Origin of the sequence: Pseudomonas sp. C2B4, from assembly GCF_013359695.1 — a bacterium.
In the GTDB taxonomy this organism is placed as follows: domain Bacteria; phylum Pseudomonadota; class Gammaproteobacteria; order Pseudomonadales; family Pseudomonadaceae; genus Aquipseudomonas.
This window is the reverse complement of the sequence record NZ_JABFMU010000013.1, coordinates 102,485-113,812: the sequence shown is the minus strand read 5'-3', so window position 1 is coordinate 113,812 and position 11,328 is coordinate 102,485. Positions and strand designations below refer to the sequence as shown.

Sequence of the window (11,328 nt, the reverse complement as noted above, 5' to 3'; positions counted from 1 at the left end):
CGCCAGCGGTACGTTGGTCGGTTCGGTCAGCGGCGCGGTCGGGGCGATCACCTACGCCTTGGTCGGCAGCGCCACCGGGGCTTACGGACAAATCCATCTGAACCCGAACGGCACCTACACCTACACCCTGACGACACCGCCGAGCACCACGCCTCATGCCGATGACGGCGCCAATGTCACGCACGAAACCTTCACCTACAAGGCTACCGACTCCCTGGGCAACGTCGTCACCAGCACCATCGTGGTCGACATCGTCGATGACGTGCCCAAGGCGGTGTATGACAGCAACGACCACACCGCGTCGGAGTCGTTGCTGACTCTCAATGGCAACGTGCTGAGCAATGACGTGCAAGGTGCCGATGCCGTGGCAACCGGCCCCAATAGCGGCCCGATCACCCCCGGTACCTTTGTCGGCACCTACGGGACATTGGTGCTCAATGCCAATGGCACTTACACCTATACCCTGAACACCAATGACGCCGATTTCAAAGCCCTGCACGGTGGCGGCAACGGGACGGAAACCTTCACCTATACCCTGACCGATTCGGATGGCGATACCAGCACCGCCAATCTGGTGCTGAACGTCCACAACAACAACGACCTGGTCATCATCAAGGGACTGGACGTCGATTGTGGCGAGCTGACGGTCTACGAAAAGAACCTCAGCGACGGCACCCATCCCAACGGGCCAGCACTGACCCAGAGCGGCACTTTCACCGTCACCGCACTGGATGGCCTGCAAACCCTGACCGTCGGCGGCATCGCCGTGGTCACCGGGGGCGTGGCCGCCGGTTTCCCGCAAACCGTCACCACACCGCTGGGCAGCACCCTGACCATCACCGGCTACGACCCGACTACAGGCGTGGTCAGCTACAAATACACCCTGGTCGATAACGAGACCCATCCGAATGCCAACGGTGCCAACAGCATTACCGAGAACTTCGATGTGGTCGCGACCGACACCGACGGCAGCACGGCGTCCGGGCAGATCAACGTCAACATCGTCGATGATTTGCCGACTGCCAAGGCTGACGCCAACTCGGTGACTGAGGGCGGTACCGTCAGCGGCAATGTGCTGGACAACGACATCGGCGGTGCCGACGGCCTGGCGGCGGTGATCGGCGTGCGCGCCGGCAGCAATACGTCGACAGCGGCGGTGGGCGGGCTCAACACGCAAATCAATGGTAATTACGGCTACCTGACCCTGGATGCGGCCGGCAACGCGGTCTACCACAGCAACCCGAACTCGGTCGGGGTAGCGGGGGCTACCGACACGTTCACCTACACCGTGCGCGATGCCGATGGCGATCAAAGCACCACCACCATCACCATCGATGTCTGCAACAGCAACATCAAGGCCGTTACCGACACCGACGTGACGGTCTACGAAAAAGCCCTGGACCTGGGCAAGGACGGCCAGGATCTGGCGGCCGGTACCGTCACGGGCAGCGAACCGGGCAATACCGGGGAAACCGCCAGCGGTACGCTGGTCGGCTCGGTCAGCGGCGCTTCGGGCGCGATCACTTATACCCTGGTTGGCAGCGCCACCGGGACTTACGGGCAGATCCTGCTCAACCCCAACGGCACCTACACCTACACCCTGACGTCGGCGCCGAAAACCTCGCCGGGTGCCAACGATGGCCCGAACACCCTGAGCGAAACCTTCACCTACAAAGCCACCGATGCCGGGGGCAACAGCACCACCAGCACCATCGTGGTCAACATCGTCGATGACGTGCCCAAAGCCGTGGCTTCGGAGCGGGCGGTGTCTGCGGTGGAGATCGACTCCAACCTGCTGCTGATCATCGACGTGTCCGGCAGTATGGCTGACGCGTCCGGCGTACCGGGCCTCTCGCGGCTGGAACTGGCCAAGCAGGCAATCAGTGCGTTGCTCGACAAGTACGACGACCTGGGCGACGTCAAAGTGCAGATCGTGACGTTCAGCAGCAACGCTGCCGACAAGACGTCGGTGTGGGTGGACGTGGCGACGGCCAAGTCGATCATTTCCGGTCTGACAGCCGGTGGCGGCACCAACTACGACGCAGCGGTGGAGGTCGCGCAAGACGCGTTCAACACCAATGGCAAACTGACAGGGGCACAGAACGTCGCCTATTTCTTCTCCGACGGCAAACCTAACGAAGGTTCCATTGGCGGAGGGGATGAGGCGGACTGGAAAGAATTCCTCACCGATAATCAAGTCAAGAGCTATGCGATCGGCCTGGGCAAAGGCGTCGACAACGATGCCCTCGATCCACTGGCGTATGACGGCACCGGTACGGGCACCAATACCAACGCGGTGATCGTCACCGATCTCGGCCAGCTCAACTCGGTGCTGTCGGGCACCGTCATCGGCGCGCCTGTCACTGGTTCGCTGCTGGGCGAGGGCGGTACGTTCGGTGCCGATGGCGGTTTCATCAAAACCATCACCGTCGATGGCACCACCTACACCTATGATCCGAAAGGCAACAACAACGAAGGCTCGCTGGGCTTCAGCGGCGGGGCCAACCATGGCACCTTCAATACCGCCAACAACACCCTGAGCATCGCCACCGACAACAAGGGGACCCTGGTGGTGAACCTTGATACCGGCGAATACAGCTACGTGTCGCAGAAAACCACGTCGGTGGTGCTTACCGAAAACATCGGTTTCACCGTCAGTGACAACGACGGCGACCTCGCCAGCTCGACCCTGGTGGTCAAGGTCATTCCGAATGCGCCACCGGTGGCCACCGATGATCACATCATCACCAACGTGATGTCGGGCAACATCACGGTGCCGGGCGAGTTGCTGCTGGCCAATGACACCGATCCCGATGGCGATCCGCTGACCGCATCGCCGTCCAACTACTACACAGGCTGGGTCAGCAAGGCGGCGGACTTTACCGGCACAGGCGCGATCGACTTCTCCGGCAGCGGCGTCAAACCCAGCAACCAGAACCTGGACAATGTGCGCAGCGCCTTCGCGGCCAATGCCGCAACGATGACGGCCCTGCTGGTGATCAGTGGTTACCTGGGGCCGGTCACTGCGGCCAACACCAATGACGAGGACCGCATCACCGTCAACCTCAAACAGGGCGAAACCCTCAACCTGGACCACAACCTGGCCGCCGGCCGTATCTCCATGGAGTACTCCATCAACGGCGGCGCCTGGATTGCCCTGGCCGATGGCCAGACCATCACCGCGGCGTCCGACGGTGTGTACCAGATCCACGTCACCAACATCACCAACGCCGGCGGCGGCAGCGGCGCGGGCAATAACGAAAGCTACCAGTTGACGATGAAGCTGGACTATTCCGGGGCCCATGACACCACCCCGGATTACCACGGCACCTACACCGCCAGCGACAATCATGGCGGCAGCGACAGCGCCAATGTGAGCATCAGCTATCAGGACGGCCACACCCTCACCGGTACCGCTGGCAACGACACGCTGGTGGCGGGCGACGGCAATAACATCCTCAATGCCGGGGATGGCAACGATATTCTCACCGCAGGCAACGGCACTAACGAGTTGCATGGTGGGGCCGGCAACGACTTGCTGTTCAGTGGTACAGGCACGGATTGGCTCGACGGCGGCACCGGCAACGATACCGCCAGCTACGCCCATGCCACCGCTGGTGTCACGGTCAACCTGGGCGTCACCGGAGCGCAAAACACCTTCGGCGCCGGCACCGATACCCTGACGGGCATCGAAAACCTCGTTGGCTCCAACTTCAACGACAGCCTGACCGGCGACAACAACAGCAACATCATCACCGGTGGCCTGGGCAACGACGTGCTCAAGGGCGAGGGCGGCGACGACTTCCTGATCGGCGGCCTGGGCAACAACACCCTGACCGGCGGCAGCGGCGCCGACACCTTCCAGTGGCTCAAGGGCAACAGCGGTCATGACGTGATCACCGACTTCACGCCGGGCACCGACAAACTCGACCTGTCGCAACTCTTGCAAGGCGAGAGCAGCACCGCGGCTTCACTGGATGACTACCTGCACTTCACCGTCAGCGGCAGCGGGGCGTCACTGGTGACCAGCATCGATGTCAGCGCCATGGCCGGCGCGGCACCGAACCAGACCATTGATCTGGCCGGCGTTAACCTGGCCAGCCATTACGGTGTGACACCGGGGGCGGGCGGGGTGATCTCCGGTGCGGACTCGGCCACCATCATCAATGGCATGCTCAATGACCATTCGTTGAAGGTGGATACCGTGTGACCTGAAGGTCTGGTTCACGCAAATCCCCTGTGGGAGCGAGCCTGCTCGCGATAGCGGTTTCACATTCAACAAGGATGTTGACTGAACCACCGCTTTCGCGAGCAGGCTCGCTCCCACAGGTCTAACTGATGCACTCACATCGGCTCAGGCGGCCCGATCAACCGTCCCATCACCCCGAATACCCCCAACTCCCTGATCGCCTCCAATTCCCCCCGGGTCTCGACCATTTCCGCAATCAACGGCAAATCAATGCTGTTGGTCGCCCTGAAGATGGCTTCGATAAAGAGACGCTTATCCCGCTGCTCATCGATACGCCGGATGTAGGCGCCGTCGATTTTCAAATAAGCCAGGCCCAGTTGGGTGAGGTTGCCGATCTGGCTGAAGCTGCCGCCAAAATGCTGCAGGCCGATGCGGTAGCCGGTGTCGAGCAGGCTATGGCTCAACCGATGCAGTTCGTCGGGAGGCGGCAGTTGGCGTTCGTCGATTTCCAGGATCAACAATGGCGCCAGTTCCGGCAGGGATTCGAGCATGTCGAGGATCAGTTGCAACTGCGGCTGATCGCGCAAGGTACTGCCGGACAGGCTCAGCGCCAGCGGCCAGCGATTGACGGCCAGGTAGTCCAGGGTCGCTTCGAGCATGGCCAGGTCCAAGCGTGCCGACCAGCCCAGACGCTCGATCCATGGCAGGAAGTGGCTGGCGGCAATCGCTTGCCCCTGCGGGTCGAGCAGGCGGGCGAGGACTTTGTGATGCAGCACCTGACTGGTGTCGGCGCATTGCACCACCGGCTGAAAGTACAGCTGCAATTTGCCTTGGGTCAGGGCGTCGTCGATCCAGAGGCGCCAATCGTGCTGGGAGTGGTTGGCAACGCCCTGGCCGTGGCTCAGTTGCACCCAGGGGTGATCGGGGTCTTGTCGGGCCTCGGTCAGCGCTTGATCAAGGCGCATCAGTACGTCGCTGGCTGGTTCGCCGGGCCGGTAGGCAACGATGCCCACATGCGCGACCGGCACGCAGTCACTGGCACCGGTCTGGCGAAGGTTTTCCAGGGTGGTACTGATTTCGGCGGCCAGGCGTGCGGCGTCCTCGGTATTGAGGCCCGGGGTCAGCAGGCTGAATTCACCTCCGCGGTTGCGCGCCGCCAGCCAGGTGCGTCGCTCGGGAAGCTGGGTCAAGCGCTTGAGCAATTCGCCCACCGCGCTGATCAATGCATCGGTGCGTTGGCCGCCGAGGCGCTGGTTCAGCCCGCTCAGGTCATTGATCCGCAACATCAATAGATGGCCGTCGCAATGCTGTTCGGCGATCAGCAACTGGCCCGCCAGTTGTTCATCCAGCAAGCGCCGGTTGGCCAGCCCGGTCAGGCTGTCCTGATAGGACTCGCTGCGCAGCTTTTCACTGCGCGCCGCCTCTTCGCTGAACAACGCCTTGAGCTTCTCGACCATCTGGTTCATCGCCAGCACCACGCGTTTCAATTCCGGTGTGCGCGGCAGTTTTGGCAGGCTGAGGAACTCGCGTTTACTGATGGCCTCGGCCTGTTTGACCAGGGTTTCCAGAGGCCGGAGCTGGCGGCGCAACAACCAACCACCGAGCACCGCGCTGAGCAGGCCGCACACCAGCAACCAGATCAGGCTGCCGAGGGTACTGTCCCAGAGTTTGGCCAGGGCAAATTGCGGGTTGCTCAGCACTTCGACCCGTGCCGCCTGCTCCCAGCCGCGCATGATCAACGCGTCACCGCCCTGATGACGCAGGTTGACCAGATTGACGAACCAGCCCGGCACCCCCTCGATCCGCGCTGGCGCGTTACGCTCCACTAACACCTGCTCACCCTCGACATCGATGATGCGAATGCTGCTGAAGTAACCGCTGTCAAAAATCGAGCTGACCATCAATTCCATCATCGCCGGGTCATCGATCTGCGCGGTCAGCGACAAGCCCAGCGCGGTGGCCGCGTCCTGGGCGTGGGAGCGCAATTGACCCAGCGTTTGTTCACGAGAGCTTTCCAGGCTGACAAAAAAACTGCCGCTGAAGGCCACCAGCAGAAACAGGCAAATGGCAAGAAACAACTGATTACGCAGTTTCATCGAACGCTCCTTGCTGCAGTCTTTAGCCGTCGCCCACGGGAAAGCCCTCGGCCTGCATCTTTTGCAGTACGTCTTGCCAGCGGGACAGTTTTTTCGAGTCGCTGCTGCGTTTGCCGCCATTGGCTCCTGGCAGGTACAGGCCCTCGGCATTGAAGGCGTACACCGGCAGCAGGTCTTTGCGTTGCGAGGCGGGGCGGATGTCGCTGATCAGGTTGTCCAGCACCAGCGGGTCGGCGGTGGGGCTGCTATAGAACGTCAGCACCATGTGAGCCTGGTTCTGGTTCAACGCCTTGACGTAGGTGATGCGCAGCTTATCGCTGGGAATTCCGAGCTCGCGCAAGCTGAAATACTTCGCCAGGGCGTAGTCCTCGCAATCGGCGGCACCCTTGATCAAGGATTCGACAGGCGTGGCCCAGTAATCGGTCTGACGCCAGATGCGCGTGTCGTCCTGAAAATTCAGTTGCTGGTTGAAGAAGCGATTGACCGCGTTCAACTGGTCGCGCTCAGGTGCGTCGCGCTCGCCTTGCAGCATTTGATTCCAGGCCTCGATACGTCCTCGCGCCGGGCCGAGGGGGCCGTAGCGTTTTTCAGCGGTTTGCAGGATCTGCGTAAAATTCCAGTCAGCCCAGGCACTGCACAACCCGGCCAGCAGGAAACCGCTCAGCAGCCATCCGCCGAACCGAAGCCGGGGCGTTGGCCATCCTGGACTACGCGGACTACGGGGCATATCGGGCTGCTCGGATGCAGATTTGTGAAGTCTAGGTGGTGTTTGGGTTGGGGGAGGGCTGGTCGTCGGCGAAATCGTTTGTTGAGGATGTTCGCCGTCTCACTGTGGGAGGCTGGCTGATCAGGACTTACGCAGCGTCTTTTGCTTGAGAATATAAACTGTGACCAGCACCGCACTGGTCAACATGAACCCGCGTGCCCAAGGCATCGGCACCAGATAACAGGAAAACAGGATGCTGGCCCACATCAGGCCGATGGCGTAGACCTTGCCCTTGAGCGGGATGCCATTGCCATCGAGGTAATCGCGAATCCACGGCCCGAGTCGTGGGTGCTCCACCAGCCAGTTGTAGAAGCGTGGCGAACTGCGAGCGAAACAGGCGGCTGCGAGCAACAGGAAAGGTGTGGTGGGCAGCACCGGCAGGAAAATCCCGATCACCCCCAGCGTTACGCTCAGCCAGCCGATGGCCAGCAGCACATAGCGCAACATCAGGGGGCGGTTGCCTATGGGGTTGTCCATAGGCGGGACCTTAGTGGTGACGAGGCTTGAGGATCGCCGGTTTTTCGTCTGGTGCGTTGCACAGCAGATACAGCGCAGTCAGGGCTTCCGGGATCTGCACGATCATGTCGTCCATCAGGTTGGCATCGGCGGCAATGTCGGAGAACTCCGGTTGCTCGTCGAACAGACCCGAACCCACCATGATCGGCAGCAGCATTTCGCTGACTTCGTCTTCGGCGGTTTCGAACCAGGCTTCTTCACGCAGGAACACGCCTTCCATGAAACCGATGCACCAGCCGCGCAGCTCGGAATCGTCCGGATCGTCACCCAGGTCGAGGTCGCACGGCAGCTCGAACTCTTCATCGGAAGCCAGTTGGCGGGCGATGTGGGCCTTGAGACCAATCAGCGTTGCTTCGATCTCTTCGCGCTGGGCTTCGCTGCTGTAATGCGGCTCTTCAGCGAACAGGGCGTCGATCCATTCACGATCGGGAACGACTTCGGAACAGATGGACAGCGCGGTGAGGTAGCCGTGGGCGGCCACGTAGTCCAGCGCCTCGTCATGCAGTTCATCGGCGTCGAGGAAGACTTGCAGGCGGGTTAGTTGCTCAGCGAAGGACATTAAAGGACTACCTTGGGGAATATTCGATGCGGGAATTCTAGGCCTTCTTGAGCGCTTGGGCCAGCCGCGCGGCACATTTGCACCGTATTCCCTGTGGGAGCGACGGTGCGACGACTCGACCTGCTCGCGAAGGCGGCATTACATTCAACATCAATGTTTACTGACCCACCGCTTTCGCGAGCAGGCTCGCTACCACAGGTTTTGCATCGCAATGGCGTTCAGGTGTCTTCTCAGCGGCACCCTTTGCCGGACAGGGCTCGGGTATACTCGCGCGTTTTGTGATGCCCTGCTGGCGTCACGGCTGAAATGTGAAGCGTCATGCAATGCGCACTTACGATTTGTCGGAGCAGCATTGCGGGTTCTGAACCAGCCTGTGCAGGGATGTTTCGGTGATTTTTGGAGTTTCTATGCTCGAACAGGCTCAACGCGTCCTCAAGGACATCTTCGGCTACGACAGTTTCCGTGGTCGCCAGGGTGCAATCATTGAGCGCGTGGCCAGCGGCGGCGATGCCCTGGTCCTGATGCCTACCGGTGGCGGCAAATCCCTGTGTTTCCAGGTCCCTGCGCTGTTGCGCGAAGGCCTGGCGGTTGTGGTGTCGCCGCTGATCGCCTTGATGGACGATCAGGTTGCCACCCTTGAAGAGCTGGGTGTCGCCGCGGCGGCCTTGAACTCCACCCTCAGCGCCGAACAGCAACGGGATCTGGCGGCCCGCATCCGGCGTGGCGAGGTGAAAATGCTTTACCTCGCCCCGGAGCGTCTCGTCCAGCCGCGCATGCTGTCCTTCCTGCAAGGGCTGAACATCGCCCTGTTCGCCATCGACGAAGCGCACTGCGTGTCGCAGTGGGGCCACGACTTCCGCCCGGAGTACCTGCAACTGGGCCAGTTGGCGGAAATGTTCCCCGACGTGCCACGCATCGCCCTGACCGCTACCGCCGACAAGCGTACCCGGGAAGAAATCGTCACCCGCCTGCACCTGCAGAACGCCGAGCGCTTCCTGTCGAGCTTCGACCGCCCCAACATCTTTTACCGCATCGTGCCCAAGGAGCAGCCGCGCAAGCAGTTGCTGGCGTTCCTGGCCGAGCGGCGCAGCGATGCCGGCATCGTCTATTGCCTGTCGCGCAAAAAGGTCGAGGAAGTCGCTGCATTCCTCACCGAACAAGGTTTCCCGGCACTGCCCTACCACGCGGGCCTGCCCAACGATTTGCGCGCCTATCACCAGAAACGCTTCCTCAACGAGGAAGGCCTGATCATGGTGGCCACCGTGGCGTTCGGCATGGGCATCGACAAGCCAAACGTGCGTTTCGTCGCGCACCTCGATTTGCCGAAATCCCTTGAGGCCTATTACCAGGAAACCGGTCGCGGCGGCCGTGACGGTCTGCCGGCGGACGCCTGGATGGCCTACGGCCTGCAAGACGTGGTGATGCTCAAGCAAATGCTGCAAAACTCTGAAGGCGACGAGCGCCACAAGCGGCTGGAACAGCACAAGCTCGATGCGATGCTCTCGCTGTGCGAAGAAACCCGCTGCCGCCGCCAGGCGCTGCTGGCCTATTTCGATGAGGACATGCCCGAGCCCTGCGGCCACTGCGACAACTGCGTCGATGGTGTGCAGACCTGGGATGCCACCGAACCTGCGCGCCAGGCATTGTCGGCGATCTTCCGCACCGGCCAGCGCTACGGTGTAGGTCACCTGGTGGATGTACTGCTGGGCAAGGATAACGAAAAGGTGCGCAGCTTCGGTCATCAGCACCTGTCGGTCTACGGTGTCGGCAAGGCGCTGGGAGAGAGCGAATGGCGTTCGCTGTTCCGCCAGTTGGTGGCCCGTGGCCTGGCCGACGTTGATCATGAGGGCTACGGCGGACTGCGCCTGAGCGACACGTGCCGACCACTGCTCAAGGGTGAAGTGACCCTGGAACTGCGCCGCGATCTCAAAGCGCAAACCACGGTGAAAACCAGCAAGAGCCAGGCCAGCCAGCTGGTCCGTGGCGAAGAACGCGAACAGTGGGAGGCGTTGCGCGCCCTGCGTCGCAAGCTCGCCGAAGAGCATGGCGTGCCGCCGTACGTCATCTTTCCCGACTCGACCTTGCTGGAAATGCTGCGCAGCCAACCGACCTCGCTCGCGGAAATGGCCAGGGTCAGCGGTGTTGGCGCACGCAAGCTGGAACGTTACGGCGAGGCCTTCCTCGAAGTGCTCGGCGGTCAGGTCGAAGCGGCGAAGCCGGTGGCCGACGTGCGTCACGAGTTGATCACGCTGGCGCGGGCCGGCATGACGCCGCTGCAGATCGCCGGACAGTTGCAATGCTCGGAAAAGAACGTCTACACAATGCTCGCCGAGGCCATTGGCAAGCAGCAGTTGTCGCTGGAGCAGGCTCTGGATCTGCCCGAAGACTTGATGGGTGAAGTCCAGGATGCGTTTCTTGACGGTGAAGGCGAGTTGCCGCCCGTTTCGGAGATTTCCGCGTTATTTTCAGGACGAGTGCCGGAGGGGGTCTTGTACTGTGTTCGGGCGGCGCTGCAGTCCGAATTCGAGATTTGAGACATTCTGAGAAGCCCATCCCACTGATGTAACGATTCAGTACAGAACAAGCCTTGCCTATGGCCGAGGCTCATGCTTAGCTGACTAATAATTAGTTTTTCTTTATTTCAGTCTGATCATGAGTGTTTTATGCCGTTAACCGAACAACACCGCTTTGGCATGCAACTGGCCCAGATGTCCCGCGGCTGGCGTGCCGAACTGGATCGCCGTCTGGCTGGCCTCGGATTGTCCCAGGCTCGCTGGCTGGTGCTGCTGCACCTGGCGCGTTTCGATGAAGCCCCGACCCAACGCGAGCTGGCGCAAAGCGTCGGCGTCGAAGGGCCGACCCTGGCCCGCTTACTCGACAGCCTGGAAAGCCAGGGCCTGGTGCAACGCCAATCGGTCCTCGAAGACCGTCGTGCAAAGAAAATTGTCCTCTGCGCCCCGGCGCGTCCTCTGATCGAACAAATTGAAACCATTGCCAACCAATTGCGCCACGAGTTGTTCGAAGGCGTCGATGAGGCGGATTTGGCGGTCTGCATGCGGGTTCACGGGCACATCCTGGCCAATCTGGAAAAATCTTGAGGCATTGCCCCGCGTCCGGTTTTTGAGTTGCCGCATTGAGCAGACTATAAGAACTACTTGGCAATATCGTGTTCGTACCGGATGTGCGGACACGTGCAAGTTGG

At 61.2% G+C, this 11,328-nt stretch carries 7 protein-coding genes; 3 read left to right on the top strand and 4 right to left on the bottom strand.

The window, feature by feature from the left end:
- Positions 1–4,210, top strand: a 4,210-nt coding sequence (locus HNQ83_RS11900) for an S-layer family protein (RefSeq protein ID WP_175389128.1), incomplete at its 5' end; no start/stop codon positions are given.
- A gap of 134 nt (positions 4,211–4,344) precedes the next feature.
- Here the strand turns inward: HNQ83_RS11900 and lapD are convergent.
- From lapD to HNQ83_RS11880, 4 genes are all read right to left on the bottom strand, one after another.
- Positions 4,345–6,285: a cyclic di-GMP receptor LapD gene (gene lapD, locus HNQ83_RS11895; protein WP_175389127.1), complete on the bottom strand. Its 1,941-nt coding sequence runs from the start codon at positions 6,283–6,285 to the stop codon at positions 4,345–4,347.
- A gap of 22 nt (positions 6,286–6,307) precedes the next feature.
- Positions 6,308–7,012: a cysteine protease LapG gene (gene lapG / locus HNQ83_RS11890; protein ID WP_175389126.1), complete on the bottom strand. Its 705-nt coding sequence runs from the start codon at positions 7,010–7,012 to the stop codon at positions 6,308–6,310.
- A gap of 120 nt (positions 7,013–7,132) precedes the next feature.
- Positions 7,133–7,528 carry a YbaN family protein gene (locus HNQ83_RS11885; protein WP_175389125.1) on the bottom strand — a complete coding sequence of 132 codons (396 nt, stop codon included), beginning with the start codon at positions 7,526–7,528 and terminating at the stop codon, positions 7,133–7,135.
- 10 nt (positions 7,529–7,538) lie between these two features.
- Positions 7,539–8,126, bottom strand: coding sequence for a YecA family protein (locus HNQ83_RS11880; protein WP_175389124.1), 588 nt, complete (start codon positions 8,124–8,126; stop codon positions 7,539–7,541).
- 407 nt (positions 8,127–8,533) lie between these two features.
- Here HNQ83_RS11880 and recQ point away from each other — a divergent pair, with 407 nt between their 5' ends.
- A complete protein-coding gene (recQ, locus tag HNQ83_RS11875; RefSeq protein ID WP_175389123.1) occupies positions 8,534–10,660 on the top strand; it encodes a DNA helicase RecQ in 2,127 nt (708 codons plus the stop codon).
- 129 nt (positions 10,661–10,789) lie between these two features.
- Positions 10,790–11,224 (top strand): MarR family transcriptional regulator, encoded by a 435-nt coding sequence (locus tag HNQ83_RS11870; RefSeq protein ID WP_175389122.1) that lies wholly within the window; start codon positions 10,790–10,792, stop codon positions 11,222–11,224.
- The last annotated feature ends 104 nt before the right edge of the window (positions 11,225–11,328 follow it).